This is a genomic window from Aliiglaciecola lipolytica E3, from assembly GCF_000314975.1.
GTDB classification, from domain to species: Bacteria; Pseudomonadota; Gammaproteobacteria; order Enterobacterales; family Alteromonadaceae; genus Aliiglaciecola; species Aliiglaciecola lipolytica.
On the sequence record NZ_BAEN01000055.1, the window covers coordinates 33,804 to 56,989 of the forward strand.

The 23,186-nt window shown below is 41.6% G+C and carries 16 protein-coding genes and 1 riboswitch; of the genes, 10 read left to right on the top strand and 6 right to left on the bottom strand.

The window, feature by feature from the left end; genetic code table 11:
- Positions 1–68: 68 nt before the first annotated feature.
- The 3 genes from GLIP_RS13540 to GLIP_RS13550 form a co-directional block, all read right to left on the bottom strand.
- The gene (locus GLIP_RS13540) at positions 69–4,424 is read right to left on the bottom strand and encodes an ExeM/NucH family extracellular endonuclease (protein ID WP_008845211.1); all 4,356 of its coding nucleotides are present in this window, start codon (positions 4,422–4,424) and stop codon (positions 69–71) included.
- 326 nt (positions 4,425–4,750) lie between these two features.
- Positions 4,751–5,275, bottom strand: a complete 525-nt coding sequence (locus GLIP_RS13545; RefSeq protein ID WP_008845212.1) for a DUF3016 domain-containing protein — start codon at positions 5,273–5,275, stop codon at positions 4,751–4,753.
- Positions 5,276–5,495: 220 nt separating this feature from the next.
- Entirely contained in the window at positions 5,496–7,457 is a 1,962-nt protein-coding gene (locus tag GLIP_RS13550; protein WP_008845213.1) for a beta-propeller domain-containing protein, read from the bottom strand.
- Positions 7,458–7,657: 200 nt separating this feature from the next.
- On the opposite strand from GLIP_RS13550, the gene GLIP_RS13555 reads away from it, so the two are divergent.
- Genes GLIP_RS13555 through GLIP_RS13570 form a run of 4 tightly spaced genes read left to right on the top strand, consistent with a single transcriptional unit; the run spans position 7,658 to position 10,917 of the window.
- Complete coding sequence (locus tag GLIP_RS13555; protein WP_008845214.1) at positions 7,658–8,539, top strand: MipA/OmpV family protein; 882 nt, start codon at positions 7,658–7,660, stop codon at positions 8,537–8,539.
- Entirely contained in the window at positions 8,536–8,940 is a 405-nt protein-coding gene (locus tag GLIP_RS13560) for a DUF3019 domain-containing protein (RefSeq protein ID WP_008845215.1), read from the top strand. The genes GLIP_RS13555 and GLIP_RS13560 overlap by 4 nt, the downstream gene beginning before the upstream one ends.
- Entirely contained in the window at positions 8,937–9,641 is a 705-nt protein-coding gene (locus tag GLIP_RS13565; RefSeq protein ID WP_008845216.1) for a response regulator, read from the top strand. Before GLIP_RS13560 ends, GLIP_RS13565 begins: the two co-directional genes overlap by 4 nt.
- 31 nt (positions 9,642–9,672) lie before the next feature.
- Positions 9,673–10,917, top strand: coding sequence for an ATP-binding protein (locus GLIP_RS13570; RefSeq protein ID WP_008845217.1), 1,245 nt, complete (start codon positions 9,673–9,675; stop codon positions 10,915–10,917).
- Positions 10,918–10,932: 15 nt separating this feature from the next.
- Here GLIP_RS13570 and GLIP_RS13575 read toward each other — a convergent pair whose 3' ends face one another.
- Complete coding sequence (locus GLIP_RS13575) at positions 10,933–11,304, bottom strand: hypothetical protein (RefSeq protein ID WP_153886343.1); 372 nt, start codon at positions 11,302–11,304, stop codon at positions 10,933–10,935.
- A gap of 320 nt (positions 11,305–11,624) precedes the next feature.
- On the opposite strand from GLIP_RS13575, the gene ccoG reads away from it, so the two are divergent.
- The 5 genes from ccoG to GLIP_RS13600 all read left to right on the top strand — a co-directional run bounded on the left by ccoG (position 11,625) and on the right by GLIP_RS13600 (position 17,702).
- On the top strand, positions 11,625–13,058 hold the full coding sequence (gene ccoG / locus GLIP_RS13580; protein ID WP_008845219.1) for a cytochrome c oxidase accessory protein CcoG: 1,434 nt from the start codon (positions 11,625–11,627) through the stop codon (positions 13,056–13,058).
- Complete coding sequence (locus tag GLIP_RS13585) at positions 13,055–14,038, top strand: serine/threonine protein kinase (RefSeq protein ID WP_008845220.1); 984 nt, start codon at positions 13,055–13,057, stop codon at positions 14,036–14,038. The genes ccoG and GLIP_RS13585 overlap by 4 nt, the downstream gene beginning before the upstream one ends.
- Before the next feature lie 41 nt (positions 14,039–14,079).
- Positions 14,080–14,309, top strand: a riboswitch (cobalamin riboswitch).
- Positions 14,310–14,379: 70 nt separating this feature from the next.
- A complete protein-coding gene (locus GLIP_RS13590) occupies positions 14,380–16,254 on the top strand; it encodes a TonB-dependent receptor plug domain-containing protein (RefSeq protein WP_008845222.1) in 1,875 nt (624 codons plus the stop codon).
- Positions 16,255–16,403: 149 nt separating this feature from the next.
- Positions 16,404–17,057 carry a thiol:disulfide interchange protein DsbA/DsbL gene (locus GLIP_RS13595; protein WP_008845223.1) on the top strand — a complete coding sequence of 218 codons (654 nt, stop codon included), beginning with the start codon at positions 16,404–16,406 and terminating at the stop codon, positions 17,055–17,057.
- 24 nt (positions 17,058–17,081) lie between these two features.
- Positions 17,082–17,702 carry a thiol:disulfide interchange protein DsbA/DsbL gene (locus tag GLIP_RS13600; RefSeq protein ID WP_008845224.1) on the top strand — a complete coding sequence of 207 codons (621 nt, stop codon included), beginning with the start codon at positions 17,082–17,084 and terminating at the stop codon, positions 17,700–17,702.
- Between the two features lie 233 nt (positions 17,703–17,935).
- Here the strand turns inward: GLIP_RS13600 and GLIP_RS13605 are convergent, their stop codons facing one another.
- Positions 17,936–19,501, bottom strand: a complete 1,566-nt coding sequence (locus GLIP_RS13605; RefSeq protein WP_008845225.1) for a SulP family inorganic anion transporter — start codon at positions 19,499–19,501, stop codon at positions 17,936–17,938.
- Positions 19,502–19,647: 146 nt separating this feature from the next.
- On the bottom strand, positions 19,648–20,304 hold the full coding sequence (locus GLIP_RS13610; RefSeq protein ID WP_193362861.1) for an FKBP-type peptidyl-prolyl cis-trans isomerase: 657 nt from the start codon (positions 20,302–20,304) through the stop codon (positions 19,648–19,650).
- A 217-nt stretch (positions 20,305–20,521) separates the two neighbouring features.
- Here GLIP_RS13610 and ppc point away from each other — a divergent pair, with 217 nt between their 5' ends.
- The gene (gene ppc, locus GLIP_RS13615) at positions 20,522–23,146 is read left to right on the top strand and encodes a phosphoenolpyruvate carboxylase (RefSeq protein WP_008845227.1); all 2,625 of its coding nucleotides are present in this window, start codon (positions 20,522–20,524) and stop codon (positions 23,144–23,146) included.
- Positions 23,147–23,186 lie beyond the last annotated feature (40 nt).

Sequence of the window (23,186 nt, forward strand, 5' to 3'; positions counted from 1 at the left end):
ATCTCTCTTCAAAATAAAAAAACCGGTAAAACTTACGTTTTACCGGTTTTTTATTTGTTACCGCTTTCTTAACGAGTTGAACAAGCTCTTCGTGAACACATGCTGCGAAGCGCAGACACGTCACCACTGTTTAGCAGTCCATCGTTATTAAAGTCATGCTCTTCAAGCGTGGCTTGACCGGCTCTGATAAGGTTCATCAGTGCACGCATGTCATTATAGTCAACGTCCATATCACCATCGATATCACCTTCAACTGCAGGTGATGCAAGCTCAAAGCTCATCATCACAGGATCGTGATCTGACACTCTAAACACATCGGAGGCATAAAAGTCGTTAACTTGCGCATCTGATTTAAACTCAACATTATAGTCAAGTGCAAAAGGTTCATCAGCGTTAATGTGCCATTCGATAGTATCAACTGCTTGTGCAGCCAAACTAGAACTTGCTAATGCATGGTCTAAATAACCGAATTCTCCACTAAAGGTATATGAATACGCCTCAGCACCTTGGAATGTTTCAACTAAGTTTACAAAGCCTTGGCCTTCAAGTGCTGCAATTGGATCTTCTTTAGCGTATGCATTTAAATCACCAATAATCAGTACATTTTCTTTAGTCGATAAAGATTCTTCGCTAGCTAACCAAGAGGCTAAAGATAAAGATTGTTGAGTACGTTTTGCATTGTAACAACCTTGACCATCTCCTTGGTCTGTATCATCACCCGAAGCACTTCCACATCCTTTCGATTTAAAGTGGTTTACTACAACTGTGATACCCGCACCATTTAATGTGGTGAATGATTGTGCAACAGGTGGACGATTGAAAATACTATCAAAGTTGATTTTCACGTCACCGTCTAAGGTCACACTGGCAGGTTTATACAACAAGGCTACCGCTATCGCATCAGTACCTATTTCAGATGAATAACTTACGAAGTCGTATGTACCTTCACCCATCACTTCATTCAATCGGTTGGTTAATTCAGCAACCATACTGAACTCACCAAAGCCGTCGTTTTCAATTTCCATCAAACCAACAATATCAGCATCCATGGTAGATATTGCTTCAACTGTTTTAACGATTTGACGTTCATATTCAAACAATGAGTCTGCGCCACGCTCTGTTGGGAAGCCGCCACCTTGGCCGTCTCCATTAAACAAGTTCAATACATTTAAACTTGCTACCGTCAGGTTGCCGCGAGTAATGCTTGGTGCTGGCTCACGCTCATTTGAGTGGATGATTGTAGGTGTTTCAATTGGATGAATACGGAAATTACTAAAGCTATAGTCTAAAGCTCCTTTAATATTTACCACTGTATCACCGGTGCGCAAAGTATTCGCAGCAGAAAGATTACCTGTTGGGTAAATCACTGTCTCTGGATTTTGCACGTCTAAGCCATCGTCCATAATGATGTAGTTAAGTGCATTTTGAGCTGCTAAATCAACAGCTTCAGGAGAAAGTGGTGCATATACATTGGTTGGATTAAACAACCTACCGAAAGACAAACCAACCTCACCAAAGCGTGCCAGTGTATAGGTATTGGTTACAGTCAGCGGAGATTCGTTAACCACTAACATATTTTCCAACGATTCAGCTTCTAGTGCACTCGAGAATGGCAATACTAATGTAGTAGCAGAAACTGTGTCAGTTCCACACTCTACCAAATCAGATGACACATTCAATTGAGTACGACCGAAGTTTTCAGCTACTGTACCCATTACGCGAACTACTGTGCCTTGGGCAGGCAATGCATTAGCATCAAAATAGCTAACATATAAACCTTCAGAGGTTGCCGGATCAGCGTCAACATCAGCGTCTTCTTCTTGTAAATAGAAGCCACCAAAATCTGTTAGTGTTGATGTTACAACCGCTTCAACGATATGTTCTTGTCCGTCAAGTAGTGAAGCAAAGTCATTACCTTGAATAGTGCTGATTAACGTAGCTGGGTCGGTACAAACGCCAATTTCTGGGTCAACGTCACCTGGGCCATCATCGCCACCACCAAAGGTTTTTCCATCAGGACCTGAACCAGGTGTACCAAAGTCACCGTCGCCATAAGTTGCTGTTGTTTCTTCAACCCAGTTCTCACCAACATTGTTATCCAAGCTGGCTGAAATTAATGTCATTGACGCCCCATTTGGATCAGGGAAGGTTGGACCGCCGTCATACTCAACGATATCTTCGATTGTGCCATCTGGACGCTGTAATACAACTTCGTCCGCGCCATTGGCAATAAACACACCGCTATATTGATAAAGCGCTTCGAAACCACCGTTGCTTGAACTATCACTGTTATTTGTTAACACAGCGTAGGTACCTGCAGGCACGTAAACGTCCCCTTGGATAGTATGTGATTCTGAATCGTTATCACGGAAAACCCAACCATTGAGGTTTGCTGCAATTACACCAGTGTTTAGTATTTCTACATATTCACCAGCAGAATCGCCAACCGCTCTTGGATTTTGCATGATCTCAGTGATTACTAAGTTAAAGCTTGCATCACCAGTACCTGGCGTACCTGAGTTATTAGAATCATAGAAATTAGTTGTATCAGCCGCCCATTTGCTGCCCACGTTATTGTCGCCATATAGGTCGACCAAGTACATAGACGCGCCAGTTGGATCAGGGAAGTCTGGACCACCGTCATAGGTAATTTCATCAACAATATTGCCGTCTGGGTCAACCAAAACTAACTCGTCAGAGCCGTTTGCTAAGGCCATAGAACCGCCGTAAGCATAAGCTAGGGTAATTCCACCGTTTACACTGGTATCTGCGTTTTTACCCAACACTGCATATTCACCAACGCCTATAAATACATCTTGGTCTACTACAAACGAGTCGAAATCATTGTCGCGGATAGTCCAACCATTTAGATTTATGACTTGCGTGCTGGTATTTAGTACTTCAAACCATTCCCCATTTGCATCAGAAATCGTATCTGGATTTTGCATGATTTCAGTGATTAGCAACGCGTTGGCTTCAACCGCTCCTACGTTACCGCTGTCTTCACCGTCGTCGCCACCGTCTTCTCCACCATCATCATCTCCACAGACTTCTGCGGTGAATAATAAGGACACCCATTCAGGATGATCGACAAATGGATTACGGTTACCTTGGTATTCGTAAATAGTGTCGTGACGTTGTTGCTCAGCAGCATCGACAGGATCTGCGTTGTGCCATTCAATTAAACGACAAAGTCTACCAAGTTGTGGCTGACCTGCACTGGTTAAACCGTTGCTAAGCACCAAATCAGGGGTAGCATCGCCTAAACCTTCATAACGAGTGTCCATGTAGAACATCATACGTGCAACGTCACCTTTAACCTCATCACGCGGCTCAAATGAATCGCTATCAATTCGATTACTAGGAGCTTCATCAAGAGGGGCATCGCTGTTGTCAAAATCAAGATTTCCACGAGAGCCGTTGACAGAAATATCTGAAGGACGTAAGTGGTGAATATCAGTATATGCTTCGAACGGGCGATCTGGGAAACCATGGCTGTTTGGCCATACATGTTCACGATTCCAGTTATCTGGATCGGTACTTTGTTCTCCGCTGCCATTTGATAATTTAGGCAATGAAATGCCTTTGTAAATTAATAAGACGTTGTCAGAATTTGCTGGATCTTCATCTGATTCGGTTAGTGCAGTCCAGACTTGATCATAGGTGAGTACGCGATGATCATTAGTAATAATTCCGTTTAATGCTGATTTGATAATAGCACTACTAGAGCCCATATCAATTTCAGTCTTCGCAGCTGCATAATAACTCGCATCATCAAATTCAGACGCATCAGCGACTTTATCTAAATCAGGACAGTTAAAACAAACACCTTCAAGACTGCCGCTATCATCACCGCCGCCGTCTTCACCGCCACCATCATTTGCTGAAAACGATTGGTCATTATTAATCGCACCAAATGTATTTGCAGCTGCACTTTGCCATGCAAAATCTGCATACGCTGAGCCTGTGCCCGATAATTGCAGAGAATCACCAACATTGGTGCTACCGCTTTCAGACACCCCAATGTTGACGGATGTCATACCATTCGCTGGTCCACCCGATGCTGAAAAGGTCCCTTCGTAACTAATAAATTGAATTACGCTATTGCTATCATCGACTAACGCGATTGCATCAGGACCATTTTGGATTCCATTGGATGGATAGCTAAAAAATACAGTCCCCATACCGTTTTGCTGGTCGGGTATACTGCCACTTAGCGCAGTCGTATCGTAAACTGAACCATTGCTTCCGTTGTAAAGAACTAAACTCCAGCCACTCAAATCCGTGCCGGCCGTGCCAGCAATTTCTATTGCCTCGCCGGAATCGGTACTGGAATTGTCATAATGGAATTCGTTGATAAATACGTCTGCATGCGCGAGAGGTGCACACACAAGCGCCAGCAATGCTGGATACTTGATTTTCATAGATTCTCCTAACCTTAGTACTTTCAATGCCATTTACTGGCTTATAAATTGTTATTTTTTTGGGCTATGCCCTTTTGATTGCCGGTCGGATGTTATTGTCAGAGTGTGACACTCTAATGACAAACTGTACCTTTTTACGCCATCGATATTGTCAGAAATAGGTTAGTAATTCAACGAACTGAATAGCAGAATTTTATAGAGAAGGGGAAGTTTATTTCACTTTGATTTTTATGAAATAACTGTTTCATGTTGATTTTTAAGACTTATTTAACTTCCAAACCTGAACAAATGGTCAGAAAAAAACCGCCATTTGGCGGTCTTTTTTTTTAATTTTTGCTGATTAATTCTGGAAATTCATCTTGAAACCAGTCTTCAATCATTTTTTTCTCATATCTCAATGGATCATTTCTTGAGCTAAAGTTTGAACGATCCATAAAGCTCATGTCCTTTAATTTGACTTCATCTGCTGATTGCACAACCACACCGGCAGCATCTTTCAATGTATAAGAAAATGTCATTCTTGGTATATCAATGGCTTTGACGACTCTGACATCACCACCGCCGGAGCTAAAACCAACGAATGAGGATGGCCATACTTGTCCCGCTAAATCTAAATCCGTTACATTGATACTTAAAGTTTGACCGTCTGGTAATTCTTCAGCCAATTTATTTACATATTCTTCAATATGACTAAAAGTCTGTTCCCTAAAATTTGAACGGGACTGTATCGTGGGCCTAACGTCTCGAAACTCTTTCGGATTTTCCCATGTAATTTCAACATCAGCTTTTGCATAACTGAAGCTCGAAGCCACGGCAGCAGCCGCAGCAGCTAACACTAATGACCATTTCATGTATTTCCCCTTGTTTCAATTTAATCAAGCTACTTCATATAAGTGTAGCCTTGATATATGAATATAAGCTGAATCCTTAAATTGCGATATCAATATAAAGGATTTAAAGCATACTATTTATATAGACCGGCAAACCTGCATAAATGTTCCCCGCATAAAAAAGGGCCGCCGTTAGAGTGACGGCCCAACAAGGCGCAAAACTGTTTTATAGACAGTACGCCTAAAAAGGGCCGGTCACATTCGCTGGGTTCGACCATAAAGCTTGCCAAACTTGATTACCATGAAAGTAATACACGTTTTGTGCATGAATAATACTGCGATCTTCACCTGCATATATGTAATCATCGCTTGCATTAAGGGCGCCCACATTCCCTCTCCACAACAAATCAGGGGTTAGCGAATTGCTATCAACTTCGAGTAACATTAGACTATTTAGTGATACATACTCGTCAATACCTGTACCATTTTCACTCTCTGACAAGCCCCAGCTCTCAACTGGGAGTGCAAATTGGTAATGCCCCTCCTCTTCTAAGACACTTAGCGCTTTGTAATTAAACTCTACTGGCGTATACGCATCTGAGACGACTATGGATTTCAACTCAACAGGATTCTGCGCATCTCGAATATCAAATAAACTGATTTTCATACCACTGGTTGTCGGTGGCGCGATAAACACGTCGCCTGAATCAGGAATATCCTCCATTGAGACTTGTTGTCCAATGCCCAACAACAAACCGTTTTCTAGGGGATGTAGATAGCTCGAAAAACCAGGGATTTCCAGACTTCCCATTATAGAAGGGGCGGTATTATCAGTTAAATCTATGACATAAAGCGGATCGATTGTCTCAAATGTTACTATATAAGCTTGATCATCAATAAACCTCACTGCATATACATCTTCGCCGGGCTTCCCTATGGACTCCGACTGATTTTGATTAGGCAGGGTCGCAACTGTTTCAAGCTCATTACCATTTTGGGTTAACACTGAAAGATGATGGGTAGATGGTGAGTTCGAATAGTCGGTAGTTACCACGCGCAAATAACCTTCACTTTCGTCAACTTTGAATAATGGATCACTCCGCCAACCTAAAACGCCATCAACCACGCCTGACGCTTGATAACTCAAATCAGTTAGCCCGATTTTATGGAAAGCAGTTTGTCGGCCTTCAATATTACTCGCGAGGTACATCGAATCCAAAGACATATAAAGCATATACGCCTGTGCACTCATGCACATGGATTGTATATCGGAAGGCTGATTAATATTGATTCTAGTGACTGTTAATATTTGTGCATAACCATCATTCTCGGTGGCAGCTTCCGGAACATAACACTCTCCCAACTCATTCAGCGCAGTCGCTTGACCATTGGAGTACATATTTGGCATTAGCTCGTCTGATGCGGTGTTACTAACATATTGATAGTTAGCCAGTTTATCTGCGTCACTACTGGGTAAAGGAATAAGCTGTTCTAGATATGGAACAAAACTACTTGCGATATAAAGATCATCACCAATACGGCGAGTTGATAACAATGAACCATCGAATTCAATGTGTTGAACACTGGTTACATCTGCTGGATTACTCACATCAAAAAACTGCAGACTAAATTTCGGTTCACTTGGCTCCCATGGCAGAATAGAAATTGCACCGATTGGATAGATCTGGGTTTGCGTGCTGACTGCCACTAGATGCTTCTGATGACGATACATGCCGATAATGTTGTCTGATTCATTGGCCAACTCGATATCTGGCAGGCTGGTTAAAGTGTCATCTTCATTGCGGGTTAAAACTCTTACGGACGCACTATTTTTCTCTTGTGACCAAATAGCGTAATTCGCCAAATAGAAAGTGTCACCATCGTATTTAACTCGGTCAGCCTCATCTACGCCACTTTCTATTGTGTTAGTAGTTGAATAGTTCAAACTATCGGCGCTTGGGCTAGCAACTACACCACCTTGTTCGGAATCGGTTTGAGGCAATGCTGAAGCATAAATCCCATTTCGAATGTAACGCTCGGTTTTTGCTGCATTTTGCACTAACGAACCTGCGAACCCTGTCGCTTGATTGACTTCCGGTGGTTTGTTTTGCGTAACTTTGGTGTCGTTACTACTTCCGCCCCCACATGCGGCTAATAGAACGGCAGAACTCATCAACATTATTACAGCTTTATATCCGTACATAGCAGTCACCCTAGATTTCGGTTCGACAATATTGAACAGATTAAGCTTAGTGTTTCGCAGCCGTGCTATCTATTACGAATTGAGAATAATTGTGAATATTTGTAACCCTCAGATGTAGGTTTGCAAAAGGTCTGTTAATCTTTCATCATCGAACTAACTTTCGCCACTGTCTAATGTGGTATCTCAAGGTAGAGAATGAGGTGTTAAAACAATATCTAACATACATTAGCTTCTTTTTTGTTGTTACCTGGGTCACGCCAGTTTTTAGCTGCGAATCAACAAATAACTGCATCCAAAAAGGACAATGGGATATTGGCTTAGCAATAGGTATTGGCGCACGTTCTAACCCACTGGTTGACGGTAAAAATTTCCCTAATGTAATTCTGTTTGATGTTGCTTGGTATGGTGATGAGTTTTACTTCGACAACGGTGAAATTGGTTATAAATGGTTGCAAAAAGATGCTTTTGGCGTTGAGACTTACCTGACGCTGGACCGGGAAATGACCTTCTTTGAACTATGGCATCCGGGAAACGTTACCGTTCCAGCTGCACTCCCTTCTTCTCCAGCTATTGAACCACCCACCTCGGAAACAGATGATGGCGACTTATCTCCTGCTGAAGAACCATTGTCCGTTAACGACATCAGTGACCGAAATTGGGCGATTAATTTTGGTACGCGTGTGCATTATTACCATGCCAATTATGAAATTAGTTTTTCGTTAGAAACAGATGTAAGCGGTGTTCACCAAGGACAAAAAGCCACACTGTCTTATCAATATTTTTGGTCAGGTGATACGTGGCGATTTATGTTGCGTCCAAGTTTAGTCTGGAAAAGTGCCAACTTAGCCAACTACTACTACGGCGTCGATAAGCATGACACCGAAAACACAGATTATCACTATCAAGTTTCCGCTGGGTTACAACCGGGCATTGCACTTTTGTACACGCAAAAAATAAATGCAGATTGGCATTGGATTACAAATCTTAGTTACCGAAAACTGCACTCTTCAATGGTGCATAGTCCTATTGTTGAAGAGAATAATGTAACCAATGTATTTATTGGTTTGGGGCGTCGATTTTGACAATTGGACGCGCGTTAAAACAAAAATGGATTAACTGGACGATTGCCGCTCTAGGAGTGATGACCTGTTTATCCAATGCTTGGGGGGAGACACCGAGTTGGAGCGTCCAACCCAAAGTGTGTATCGTCGAAAACCTAGGCGATCTTTGTGAAATGGAACTAAGCCTAAGTTTTCATGGCTTAGAACCCGGCAAATATTGCTATTTTCAAGATCAAACGCGTTTAAATTGTTGGTCAGGCTCAGCACAACAGACTACGCTGTTAATTCGTTTTACCAAAGACACTGTTTTGTATCTAAAATCTGCTCAAGGCAATGTCATTTTGTCTCACAAGATGGATATTAAAGCCAGAGCGAGTAACAAGCAGGTACGACGGGTTAGGCAACCTTGGAGTTTATTTTGAGTAAACGCATATTACTAATTGAAGACGACAAGCGATTAAGTGAGTTAATGGCAAACTTTCTGAATCAACAAGACTTTGTCGTGAAATGTTTGTATGACTCGGTAGACTTGCAACAGACCATGAACCAGTTTGCGCCGGATATAATCATTCTGGATATTATGTTACCGGGTGAAGATGGATTTGAGTTATGCAAAAAATTGCGGACATCATTTACCGGGCCATTGTTATTTGTCACGGCTAAAAGTTCCGATTTTGACCAGGTTTTAGGATTAGAACTGGGGGCTGATGACTATGTCATAAAGCCAGTGGAACCAAGGGTCTTACTGGCCAGAATAAATGCATTATTAAGACGTAGTGAGGGGCAAAATAACGAAACCCAAATTCAGTCTTATCAACTTAAATTTGGTGAATTGAGCATAAATCGAAATTCCAGAGAGGTCTTTTTGGCAAACGATCCTATCCAACTTACTAGCCATGAATTCGATATGCTTTGGAAATTAGCAACTAACCCATCTAAGTTAGTTGAACGAGAAACGCTATACAGTGAATTGATTGGTCGTGAGTATGACGGTTTAGACCGTTCTGCTGATGTGCGTATTTCTCGTCTACGTAAAAAGTTACGAGATAACCCTCAAAACCCCTATCGTATTAAAACAATTTGGGGAAAAGGATTTTTCTTTGTGCCTGATGCGTGGGAATAGTCCGGAATTTGAGTAACAACGAAGACACATAATGACGCGCTTATTTTTGAGTTTGTACTTATTTATTGCTCTATCTCTGGTGTTGCTGAGCGCGCTGTTAAATCACGTATTCTTTTCTGATGAATTGCTTAATCAGAATGAAGGGGCGGTAGTCAGTTCACTCACGTTAGTTCACCAACAGCAAGGCATAATACCCAGCCAATTAGATTCGGATTTGTTTGCTGTTAGACAACTAAGCATGGCTGATATGACATGGAATCCAGATGAGTTGAATAAGCTAAGACGTAAATTACCAATAGTCTTATTTGATAATCAAAGTGGCCCGCAAATCTATTTCCAAACGTCAGATTCTGAACTGCTCGAAATTACTCTGTTAAATAAAATAGAAAGCGACAGTAAGTACGTCATTTACAGCGGCTTATTCTTCTTTTTGCTTGCTGGGTTAATCGCCTTGTGGCTATGGCCGCTGTGGAGAGATTTACAACAACTGAAACAAGCGGCTAGCAGCATTGGCCCTAGCGGCGAATTTCCTGCTATCGAAGTTGAACCCAGATCGGTGGTATTCCCCATTGCCGTTGCCCTTAACGACTTGGGCAACCGAGTGCGTGAGCTGCTAAATACGCAAAGAGAACTGACTGGCGCGGTCGCCCATGAATTTAGAACTCCCCTGTCACGGTTGAAGTTTGCGATTGCAGCCCATGATATTGAGCAATCTGGTCCTTGGGCCGAAATGAATAAAGATATCGATGAACTGGAGAAATTAGTACAGGAAATGCTGAGTTACACCAGTATGGAAGTACAAGAGCCAGAACTAAATATTACCGATATTCCACTGCTGACCTTATGTAAACAGCGAATCGAATACTTACAGAAAAGTATGCCTTCAACGTTAAGGCTAGAGTTTAGAGGTCCGGATCATATCATTTTGGGAGATGAACACTTTATTGAAAGAGTTATCGATAATCTTTTTAATAATGCCTATAGATATGCCGAATCAACCATTCGCGTTAGCGTATCTAAAAGCAAACGAGGCATATTATTGCAGTTGGAAGATGATGGATTAGGGGTACCTGAAATCTATCAAAAGCGCATCTTCGAACCGTTTTTTAGACCCGATAATAGTCGCGATAGGAAACGTGGTGGTGCCGGTCTGGGTTTAGCGATAATTAAACGCATAATGCATTGGCATGAAGGAGAATGTTGGGTTGAAAATGCTCATTTAGGCGGCGCGTGTTTTTGCTTGTTATTTAAACCTCCTATTGAAAACCAAAGTTAATAGGTGATTTCCAGCTTAAGACGCGTTTTTAATTTCCAACAGTGTGGAATTACGAATGGTGTGGCAAACTAATTCTAAGTTGGAGCCATTTACATAAGGATTTATTTCACGCTTGATACAATATTTAGCGTGAAAGTTTTCTAAGTTTTCTGAACTATCGGTAATCTGCATAATGTAATCACGCTGAAACTCACGCATCTGCCCCGTGTAAGGAGCTAAAGAGTAGCGCACATCATCCAATTGCGTCTGTTCCATTTTCATGGAAATGTCAGTCATGATTTGGGTTAATTTATTTTGGATGTCAGAAAGCAAATACTGAGCAAACGACGAACGCAGTGTCGTTACCAATATCACAATTTCCGCCAAAACAATTAAATACCTAAACATACCCGCACAACTAAAAAGACTTAAAAGTCAGTGATTGATTCTAGCGATTAGCTTAATTTAATTCGAGTTCTAGGAAAAGCCTTTGCCATTGTCTGTGTATATACATTCGTGTAGCAAATAATACGTTTAATAAACAAGCAAATTTAGCGCGGATTTGAGATATTCGTTGCTGAACTGGCACTGCTCAAAAAAAGCAGATATTTCATTGATCCAGATTAACAACTAACAGTGAGTATGTGCGATAATATAAAAAATATCAGCTAACCTATAGAAATGTCGAATCGATTGTCATTTCTAATCGTCCCGTAAAGGATAAATGAATGAGTGAACGCATTCCCATCAAAGAAATACCTGCAGTAAAAGTTCACCAGCCCGATGCCAGCAAACATGAAAACGCATATACTCCTCGTAGCCGAATCTATGTACGTGCAGTAGAAGGTACTTTAGAAACTTTTCGGCGCTTCTTTGGATTAATTTTCTTAGGTGTTTTTGCACTCATTCCTTGGATTCAATACAACTCAAACCAAGCCGTACTGTTAGATATCGATGCTCAACGTTTCAATATTTTCGGCCTAACACTTTGGCCGCAAGACTTAACTTTGTTGGCATGGATCCTAATCATCAGTGCATTTGCGCTATTTTTCGTCACTACCTTTGCAGGTCGTGTTTGGTGCGGTTTTATGTGCCCGCAAACCACTTGGACATTTATTTATATTTGGTTTGAAGAACAAATTGAAGGGGCAAGAAATAAACGTATTAAATTAGACCAGCGTAAAATGGACTTTGATAAATTTTGGCGAAAGTCATTAAAACATTTTGCCTGGGTAACGGTTGCCTTACTAACGTCATTAACGTTTGTTGGTTACTTCACTCCAATCGACAAGCTATTTATCGATTTCTTTACTTTTAATGTGGGATTCTGGGCAGGGTTTTCAGTAATCTTTTTTACTGTTTGTACTTATGGCAACGCAGGCTGGATGCGAGAAATCATGTGTACTCATATTTGTCCGTATGCCAGATTCCAATCTGCTATGTTCGACAAAGATACCTTCACCGTCGCGTATAACCCAACTCGAGGTGAAAAACGAGGTCCACGGTCTAGAAAAACCAGTTACGAAGAGATAAAGCAAAAAGGGATTGGTGACTGTATCGACTGCAACCTATGTGTTCAAGTATGCCCTACCGGCATAGACATACGTAATGGTTTGCAATACGAATGCATTAACTGTGGAGCCTGCGTGGATGCTTGTAATGGGGTGATGGAAAAAATGAATTATCCCAAAGGACTGATCAGTTTTACCTCAGAACATGAACTTGCTGGCGGGAAAACCAAAATTGTTAGACCAAAACTTATAGGTTACGCGCTTGTATTGACAGTCATGATATCACTCCTAGTGGTGGAAATGATGACCCGCATCCCACTAGATGTCGACGTTATCCGCGATAGAAATGCACTTTACCGCGAAACCAATGAAGGCCTAATTGAAAATGTGTACACCTTAAAAGTATTAAACAAGTCGCAAAACCAACAAACCTATCAGATTGAAGTTGTCGGTCTGGAAGGGAATAAATATATAGGATTGGATAAAGTGACGGTTGCTGGCGGAGAAGTGTTGAACTTACCAATCAGTATTGCCATTGACCCTTATGCATTAAATGAAACTGTAACCGAATTTAAATTTAAAGTGTCATCCATCGACAACATAGAGGAATCCGTACAGGTGAGCGAAACAAGTAAGTTTATTTATCGATGAATGACTCCGTAACCCAAACGTTTGATTTTGCTCAATTAGGGCCAGACACAATTCTAGACGCTATCGAATCTAAAGGATATTTAGTCGATTCCGGATTATTAGCGTTAAACAGTTATGAAAACCGCGTTTACCAATTTGTGTGCGACGATAAGCGCAGATATGTGGCTAAGTTTTATCGCCCCCAACGGTGGAGCTGTGAACAAATTCAGGAAGAACATGATTTTGCCCAAGAGCTAAACGACCACGAAATTCCTGTGGTCGCTCCGTTGCGGACTGAAGATAAATCGTTACACAATTATCAGGGCTTTAACTTTGCAATATTCCCGTCAGTGGGTGGAAGAGAATTCGAAGTCGACAATTTGGACCAGGTCGAATGGATGGGACGCTTTATAGGTCGTATCCATCAGGTTTCCCAAGGTAAAACATTCTCGCACAGACCCACTTTTTGTGTTCAGGAACACCTTCTAGATGCTAGAACCACGTTGCAAAAAACGGAATTGATTCCAAGTAGTTTGCATACCGCATTTTTCACGATCTTAGATCAGGTTGTTGAGTTGACCCGCCAACTTTATAAACCTAGTTCAGCAATTAGGCTGCATGGTGATTGTCACCCGGGCAATATTCTATGGCGAGATGGGCCGACTTTCGTTGATCTAGACGATTGTAGAATGGGGCCCGCCATCCAAGATCTATGGATGATGTTATCTGGAGATTCTTATCAACAGCGAATTCAAATGGACACCTTAGTCGAAGCGTACGAAGAGTTCTGCGAATTTGATACTAGCCAGTTAGCCTTAATCGAACCTCTACGCGCCATGCGTATGGTTCATTATATGGCTTGGCTTTCCCGGCGCTGGCAAGATCCGGCGTTTCCTCAAGCATTTCCTTGGTTCGCAGATGCTAAGTATTGGGAACAACAAATATTGGCGTTAAAAGAGCAATATTCTGCCCTCCAAGAGCCTAGCCTCACCTTATTTTAATTACAAAATTATAAAAACCTATTTTTTTAAGAACAGATAGATATAATGCACACCTCTTAGGTGCCACCTTTGGTGGTTAAACGGGAAGACAGTAAGATCAGGTACATATCTGATTAAAGCTGGCGCTGCCCCCGCAACGGTAAACAAGTGATACCTGTCAGGTATATTTGATTAATAAGTTACCACTGTTTGAAAGAATGGGAAGGTTATTAATCAAGTCTTTTAGTTGACGCTTGTAAGCCCGGATACCGGCCTCAGAATCACCAGTTTGTTTGAAATCCAACAAACTGAAATCAATATGACTTAGTACTCGGGCGGAGTACTCAATAAGGCCAATCAAAATGCAAAACAAAACAACGCTATTAGCGCTAAGCGTCAGCTTGGCAATGTTATCTCCAAGTGTTTATGCGCAAAACGACACTTCAAATGAACAATCAGACCCACTCAACATTGAAAAAATGACGGTTGTTTCGAGCCGAATTTCACTCCCTACAAATCGACTCACCACAAGCGTATCGGTATTAGATGAATCCGATCTAGCTTTGCATGTGGGACTAAGCGTCGCTGAGCTTTTACGACAGACTCCAAGTGTAGGTGTATCAAACTCTGGCGGCTTAGGTAAAAACACAGTCGTGAGAATTCGCGGTGAAGAAGGATTTAGAACAAAACTTTATATAGATAATGTTGAGTTGACCGACGCGTCTTCTCCTCAAGTTGCGCCAATTTTTGATGATGTACTTATCGAACAGTTGTCTCGAATAGAGATTTTGCGAGGCACACAAGGCCTTTCTTATGGTGCCGATGCCGGTGGTGTAATAAGCATGTATAGCAAACAAGCCGCTACTGGGTTTGATGCCAGTGGCACTTTGTCTATTGGGTCATTTGATACCCAAGGCTTAAACGCGAATATTACGGCTGGCAACGACACCGGAAATGTATTTCTATCTGCCTCAAAAATAGAGAGTGACGGTTTTAATGCCCAATCTAGCGACGAAAGTGGTGAAAAAGATGGTTATGAAAATCAAACTGTACATTTCAAAGGCCAGTTGGCGTTAACAAATAAAATCGACGCGTCGTTAGTATTTCGAAATGTTGATGCAGAAAATCAATATGATGGTTGTTACGACAACGTTACCTTTGCGCTAATCAATCAATGTACTACCGAAGCAGAACAGCAAACCATTCGTGGCGCGTTAAAATACCAAGGCAAAAATAGTCAGCACCAAATCGCGGTTAATAAAACAGACGTAGAAAGAGACTTTTTTAATAATGGTGAATTTGGATTTAGCAATTCAGGAAGCACTGACAAGATTGAGTATCTAGGAAGCATAAACTGGCAGCAACATGACTTAGTGTTTGGCGCTGAAAAGGAAACCCAAAAAATTGATGAAAGCGATCTAAAACGCGATCAAAAAAGTGTTTTCGCAGAATGGTTAGGCCAGTTTGATAACCAGATCGCATTAAACTTAGGATTTCGTATCGACGACAACGACACGTTTGGAAAACATAACAGTGTCCGCGTAGGTGCAGCCAAAGTGGTTACCTTAGATGTCGCGGATGTGAAATTCAAAACATCGTACGGCACAGGGTTTAGAGCTCCAAGTCTGTATGAGCAAAGCTATAACGATGGTCCTTTTGCCTATGGTGAAGCTTCTGGTTTGCAATTAAATGAAGAAAATAGCGAAGGCTTAGATATCGGATTTGAATTGAATAACCGTCAAGGCTTGAATGCAGAAGTCGTCTTTTTTAAACAAACTATCGAAAACGAAATCGTATTTGATCTGGTTGGCTTCCAAGGTTATTTACAAACAGCTGGAGAAAGTGAATCTAAAGGCGTAGAAGCCAACATAGAGCAAGTTTATAGCAGTGGTTTTACAATTTGGGCAAATTATACCTATAACCAAACCGAAGATAATGCTGGTGAAGTGAGATTAAGAAGGCCCAAAAACAAATTCAATTTTGGTTTACGTCAGTCTTGGTTGAATGACACATTAAATGCTGAATTGACTTATCGAAATGTTAGAAATGCTGTAGATATAGCGGGTACAGAACTAGATGATTATCAAGTAACCCATCTATCAGCTCATTGGCAATTAGCTGAATATATTAGCTTTAAAGCCGGTGTGAACAATCTATTCAACGAAAATTACCAAGAAGTGAGTGGATTTAATACTGCTGGCCGGAACTTTTTTGTTTCAACGACTCTAAGGTTGTAGATTTTAAAAAAGGTATTACATGAAACCGCTCAACTGAGCGGTTTTTTTATGTAATTCATCAGTTGATTGTATTCAACTGGCCGATTAACTATACCTAATCTTTTACTAGCTATGATAACCTTTAATAAATTTATAAAGGAAAGATGGAAATGAAAAAACTATCAACAATATTTGCATTATTTTTAATATTGTCGCTGCAGGCTTGCTCTAAAGAAAGTACTCCTGAACAAGCCAAAGCCCCCTCAAAGTGGAAAGAAGGCACACATTATATTGTCATTAATGAAACCGCCACGGAAAAACCTGAAGTGCTTGAGTTTTTCTCTTTTTGGTGTCCACATTGTTATAACTACGAACCTATCGTTGAGCAAATCAAACAGAAATTAGACAAAGACGTTAATTTCAAGAAGGTACATGTTAACTTCATGCGATTTACCAGTGCTGAAATTCAGGATGCAGCCACCAAGGCGCTACTGGTAGGTAGAAACATGAAACAAGAGCAAGAAATGAACAGTGCGATTTTTAGCTATATTCATTTGCAGCGCCAACCGATTACTGGCTTGTCAGATCTACGTAATATATTTTTGGCCAAAGGAATTGAGACTGAAGAATTTGATAAGGTCGCTTCTAGTTTTCAAGTCAACAACTTGCTAAAACAGAATAATCAAACGATTGAAAAATATCGTGACCATTTAAGTGGCGTACCTAACTTTATAATCAATGGTAAATACCAAGCTAAGGTTGTCCAAGGTATGTCAAGAGAAGATATAGCTGACCTCATTGTCTGGTTATCAAAACAACGTTAATTGCATTTACAGGATTTTATTTATATGACTTTCAAACTAACGCGCAATTTATTAGTCGCTTTATTATGTGCTTTGCCAACTCTTGCATTAGCGCAATCTAAATGGGAAGAAGGTGAGCACTACACTGTTCTCAAAGATATGCCAAGTCAAAGCAAGCAGGTTCGCGAAGTGTTTTCCTTTTGGTGTCCCCACTGTTTCACTTTCGAGAGCATTGCCAAAGAACTTAAAAATAAATTGCCTAGTGACGTAACATTCACTAAAGCACACGTTAACTTTATGGCTACTGCCACCCCAGAAACTCAAAATGCTGCAACCAAAGCTATGTTGGCTGCTAAGCAACTTGGTCAGGCAGATGAGTTCAATACGGCGTTATTCAATGCCATTCATAAAGAGCGTAAAAGCATTGAATCTATGGATGACATTCTACAGGTTTACTCAGATGCAGGTGGCGATAGCGATAAGTTGAAAAAATTAGCAAATAGCTATGGTATACGTGGTGCGGTGCGTAAAAACGATAAATTAACAGTTGGTGTTAGATCAGTGCCTACTTTTATCGTCAACGATAAATACAAAGCGATTTTTGGTGCCAAAATGACGCCTGATGAGTATGTCGAATTAATTATTTGGCTCACTAGCCAAAAATAGTTTTCCTAACATCTTAGTGTATGCGCTGGGATAAACCCCAGCCTACACATCCTTGTAGCAGGGGCTTTAGCCCTTGAAAGTATCACAGTATATCCACTGGGATAAATCCCAGCCTACACATCCTTGTAGCAGGGGCTTCAGCCCCTGAAAGTATCACACAGTATATCCACTGGGATAAATCCCAGCCTACACGTCCTTGTAGCAGGAGCTTCAGCCCCTGGAGATGGAATAACCTAACCTAATTTATCTGATGCAATTCTGTAACGTGGATCTTCGTTAACATTCATTTCCACGTATTCCTGCGCTTTGGTTAATAACTCACTACACTCAGGGCTAATGTGGCGAATATGCAGTTTCTTACCCTGTTCTTTATACTTGTCGGCTAAGCCGTCTATCGCATCCAGACCTGACGAATCCCAAATTCGTGATTCGCGAAAATCAATTACCACATCTTGCGGATCATTTTGTGGATCAAATAAGTCTCTAAAGTGCAGTACTGAACCAAAAAACAACGGCCCTTCCAGATCGTAGACTTTCCAGCCATCATCATCGGTATGCGTTTTAGCGTGAATATGAGTTGCATGCTTCCAAGCAAAAACGAGGGCAGAAACAATCACGCCCACCACCACAGCGATGGCTAAGTCTGCGACTACCGTTATCGCTGTAACGAGGAACAGCACAAATGCATCTTCTTTATTAACGCCGCGCACAATGCGGAATGAAGCCCATTCGAATGTGCCTATTACTACAATAAACATAACACCAACCAACGCAGCCAGTGGGATCATTTCAATTAGAGGAGCTGCGAATAATATAAAGCCCAATAATACTAAGGCAGCAGTAATACCTGACAAACGACCTCTACCACCTGAATTGATATTAATCATACTTTGACCAATCATGGCACAGCCGCCCATACCGCCGAAGAAACCATTTACTGTGTTTGCTACGCCTTGACCAACACATTCTTTATTACCGCGACCGCGAGTGTCTGTCATCTCATCTATCAGCGACAAAGTTAATAGCGATTCTATTAACCCTACCAAACATAAAATCACGGCAGTGGGTAAGATGATATACAAGGTTTCCATATTTAATGGCACCATTGGAACGCTAAAACTGGGTAGTTCGCCAGCCAGTGTAGCAGTGGCTTTTTGATCTTCAGGCAACATACCACGCACAAAATCGATTACCGTGCGCGCTTCTAAATCTAATCCGTGCACCAATAAAGTGACGGTAACAATTGCGACTAAAGATGCGGGAACTGCCGTGGTTAGCTTAGGTAAAAAGTAGATAATTGCCATTGTTAAGGCCGTTAAACCAAGCATCCAATATAGCATGCTGCCTTGCATCCACTCTTGTACACCAAATTCATTGACGATCTTGAATTGCCCAAGTTGGGCGAGAAAGATGACAATAGCCAAGCCATTTACAAATCCCAACATAACCGGATACGGAACTAATCGAATAAACTTTCCTAACCTAAAGGTGCCTGCCAGTATTTGTAATATGCCTGCCAAGATAACCGCGGCAAACAAATATTGAATACCGTGTTGCGCAACCAGCGCGACCATAACGACCGCCATTGCGCCTGTCGCACCAGATATCATTCCTGGTCGTCCACCAATTGCAGATGTAATCAAGCCCATCATAAATGCAGCATATAAGCCCACCATAGGTTCAACACCTGCAACAAAGGCAAAAGCAACCGCTTCAGGTACCAATGCGAGAGCAACGGTAATGCCTGAAAGCACGTCATTTTTAACGTTGCTATCGCGGCTGGTTATCAGGTCAATCATTTACTACCCCAAATTTGTGTTATTAATTTTATTGTTTAATCGTACATTTTAGCAGCTATGCGAGTTTAGGTCTTTTAACAGTTTGTTAAAACTCACAAAAAAGGCCGGATAATTCCGACCTTTAATTTAAGCTTTAAAGCTTGATCTTAAGCAACGATATCTAATAGTTCCACATCGAATACTAATGTACTGAAAGGACCAATCGCACCGCCAGCACCCTGCTCGCCATAAGCCAAATCGTGTGGCACGTGTAAACGCCATTTTGAACCAACAGGCATCATCTGAAGAGCTTCAGTCCAACCTTTGATCACGCCATTCACTGGAAACTCAGCAGGTTGGCCGCGCTCATAAGAGCTATCAAATACATTACCGTTAATTAATGTACCGTGGTAATGTGTACGAACAGTAGAATTTGCAGCAGGCTTTTCACCTTCACCGGCGGTTAGTACTTCGTACTGCAAGCCAGAAGGCGTAACGGTAATTTCAGCGCGCTTAGCATTTTCAGCTAAATATGCAGCACCTTCTTCGATTGCACCTTTGTGCTCGTCTGCTTTAGCTGCTTGCATACGTTGGTGAATTTCGTTAAATGCTGCACCTAGCGTTTGGTTATCAACCTGTGGAGCTTGTTTGCCAAATGCATCGGCAAGACCAGCTTTAACTGCGTCGATGTCAAGACCTTCGAAAGGGTTAGAAGCTAGTTGCTCACCCATTTGAAAGCCAATACCATAACTTGCTTGTAGTTCAACACTGTTATATTTTTCTGTCACGTTATATCCTGTTTTGATTGAGATAAGATAAAACATGAATGGTAACATAGTTAATGTGTTGCCTTGTACCCCAAAAGCTAATTGGTTTAATACAAAACAAGTATAAATAAGAAAGTTAAAAAAAGGCCGGAAATAAGCACATAAAAATAATAATAATCAGCTTATTGTCAGGACCTGATAATTAAATATTGTTTACCTTTGTGCCCTAACTAAACGTATTTTATTAACTTTATATATTCAGTTTGGAGGATGTGTGAAAGAGCAACTTGCAGTTCAATTGAAGGAATCTGTGCGATTTCTAGGAACAACGCTTGGAGACACAATTCGTGCCCAGCTTGGTGAAGAATGGCTTGAACGAATTGAAATGATTCGCAAAGGCGGACGAAAATCTCACAATGGCGATGCGGACTCTACCCAGCAGTTAAAAGATTTATTTGCTGAACTAAAAAACGAAGATCTACTAACAGTTGGTCGAGCGTTTTCTCAATTCTTAAATTTAGCGAATATTGCCGAGCAGGAATTTAATAGTATTTCGATTACAGATGATCCTGTAGAAAAGCTATTTACCCATTTAGGTCAAGCCAATATTGAACAAAGCACCTTTGCTGAAGCCTTTGAACAATTAAAAATCGACCTAGTGTTAACAGCACATCCTACTGAAGTAACGCGACGAACACTTATTCACAAACATGGTGAATTGGCACAATGTTTACGTGAAATGCACCATAGCATGCTATCTGATGACGAACGCGAAGAACTAGAAACTCGCATTGCTGACCTAATCAGTCAAGCTTGGCACACCGAAGAAATTCGCTCAGTGCGTCCTACTCCAGTAGATGAAGCTCGCTGGGGATTTTCTGTCATCGAAAATTCACTTTGGGATGCGGTCCCAGCCTTTATCCGTTCATTAGATAAAAAGGTAAATAATAAATTTGGTATTTCCCTACCTATCGATGCATCCCCCGTGCAATTTAGCTCGTGGATGGGCGGAGATAGAGACGGTAACCCGAATGTGACCTCAAAAGTCACCCAAGAAGTTTTGTTACTTGCCAGAAAACGCGCTGCAAAACTATTTGCCAAAGATATCGATGATTTACAAGTCGAACTCTCGATGGGTGACTGTGATAGCACACTACGCAATTTAGTTGGTGACGACGTTCTTGAGCCATACCGCGCCCTGCTTCGCCCTTTGTATCACAAGTTAGCCAAAACCCAAGAAGGAATTGCGAGCTATATCTCTGGTGAGCAGGTTGATGACAGCGATTGGATAGCTTGCCAAGATGATTTACTTTCTCCACTACTAACCTGTTATCGCTCGTTACATGCTTGCGGAATGCAAGTGATTGCTGACGGTAAGTTATTAGACACTATTAGACGTGTACATTGTTTCGGCGTGCATCTACTTAAATTGGATATTCGTCAAGATTCAGAACGCCATGCACAGGTATTTGGTGAGCTAACCCGTTACTTCGGTATGGGTGACTACATGGAATGGAGCGAAGAAGACAAGCAAGCATTCTTGTTAAAAGAGCTCGGCTCAAAACGTCCGCTATTACCGCCAAGCTGGGAACCCTCAGCGGAAGTTAAAGAAGTACTGGATACTTGCCGTACTATCGCCAAGAATAGCCAACAAGGTTTTGGTATTTATATCATTTCTATGGCAAGTTTGCCGTCTGACGTACTGGCCGTTCAGTTGCTACTCAAAGATTGCGGAGTAAGCTGGCCGATGCCTGTAGCACCGCTATTTGAAACCTTGGAAGACTTAAACAACGCGCCAGCAGTAATGACAAAATTACTTAATATCGACTGGTACCGTGGTTACATTCAAGGTAAACAGTACGTAATGATCGGCTATTCAGATTCAGCTAAAGATGCTGGCGCGTTAGCTGCCGGCTGGGCACAGTACGAATCCCAAGAAGCGTTAGTAAAATTAGCTGAAGAAAATGACACTAAATTAACCTTGTTCCATGGTCGAGGTGGCACTATTGGTCGTGGTGGTTTACCCGCTCATGCAGCGATTCACTCTCAACCTCCTGGCTCGCTAACTGGCGGATTCAGGGTCACCGAACAAGGTGAAACCATACGTTACAAGTTTGGTATGCCAGAGCTAGCTAAAGGTAGTTTAGGTTTGTACGCCAGCGCTATTTTGGAAGCGATACTCTTCCCGCCTCCGAAACCCAAACAAGAATGGCGTGACGCCATTGCATCAATGGCTAATGACGGGCGTGATAACTACCGCCAAATCGTGCGCCACGATGAAAATTTTGTTCCCTATTTTAGAGTTGCCACTCCTGAACAAGAGTTAGGCAAACTGCCCTTGGGTAGTCGCCCAGCTAAGCGTAAACCCACAGGAGGAATTGAAAGTCTACGTGCAATTCCTTGGATATTCGCTTGGGCACAGACTCGACTTGTTCTACCTTCTTGGTTAGGTGTGATGAAAGCGGTCAAAAAGGCACAACAGTCAGGGCAACAAAATGTTATTGACGATATGTTGGAAAATTGGCCATTTTTCCATTCGCGTTTGTCTATGTTAGACATGGTTTTCAACAAAGCCGATACGCGTATCAGTAAGGAATATGACAGCCGTTTAGTCTCATCTGAATTACAATATTTTGGTGAAGCCTTAAGAAGCGAACTGGAAGAAAGTATTGAGTCTTTGCTTAAACTTTTAGGACAAACTTCGGTAATGGAATCTGATCCTAAAGGTAAAGAATCTATGAGTATAAGGGCTGGATATTTACAACCATTACATTTTTTGCAAATTGAATTGTTGTCACGGATCCGGAAATTAGAAGACGATGATCATGACGCGGTTCTAGAAAGAGCGATGATGGTCACCATTGCAGGGATAGCTGTGGGTATGCGCAATACTGGCTAATACTTGGTAACAACGGGCATTAATATTTGCCCGTTATACT

Bases quoted from the DNA above. Each gene is read 5' to 3' on its own strand.
- GLIP_RS13610 (WP_193362861.1), bottom strand. From the start codon at position 20,304: ATGTTTTATCTTATCTCAATCAAAACAGGATATAACGTGACAGAAAAA.
- GLIP_RS13595 (WP_008845223.1), top strand. From the start codon at position 16,404: ATGAAAAAACTATCAACAATATTTGCATTATTTTTAATATTGTCGCTG.
- GLIP_RS13545 (WP_008845212.1), bottom strand. From the start codon at position 5,275: ATGAAATGGTCATTAGTGTTAGCTGCTGCGGCTGCTGCCGTGGCTTCG.
- GLIP_RS13540 (WP_008845211.1), bottom strand. From the start codon at position 4,424: ATGAAAATCAAGTATCCAGCATTGCTGGCGCTTGTGTGTGCACCTCTC.
- GLIP_RS13605 (WP_008845225.1), bottom strand. From the start codon at position 19,501: ATGATTGACCTGATAACCAGCCGCGATAGCAACGTTAAAAATGACGTG.
- GLIP_RS13590 (WP_008845222.1), top strand. From the start codon at position 14,380: ATGCAAAACAAAACAACGCTATTAGCGCTAAGCGTCAGCTTGGCAATG.
- GLIP_RS13570 (WP_008845217.1), top strand. From the start codon at position 9,673: ATGACGCGCTTATTTTTGAGTTTGTACTTATTTATTGCTCTATCTCTG.
- ccoG (WP_008845219.1), top strand. From the start codon at position 11,625: ATGAGTGAACGCATTCCCATCAAAGAAATACCTGCAGTAAAAGTTCAC.
- GLIP_RS13550 (WP_008845213.1), bottom strand. From the start codon at position 7,457: ATGTACGGATATAAAGCTGTAATAATGTTGATGAGTTCTGCCGTTCTA.
- GLIP_RS13575 (WP_153886343.1), bottom strand. From the start codon at position 11,304: ATGTTTAGGTATTTAATTGTTTTGGCGGAAATTGTGATATTGGTAACG.
- GLIP_RS13600 (WP_008845224.1), top strand. From the start codon at position 17,082: ATGACTTTCAAACTAACGCGCAATTTATTAGTCGCTTTATTATGTGCT.
- GLIP_RS13585 (WP_008845220.1), top strand. From the start codon at position 13,055: ATGAATGACTCCGTAACCCAAACGTTTGATTTTGCTCAATTAGGGCCA.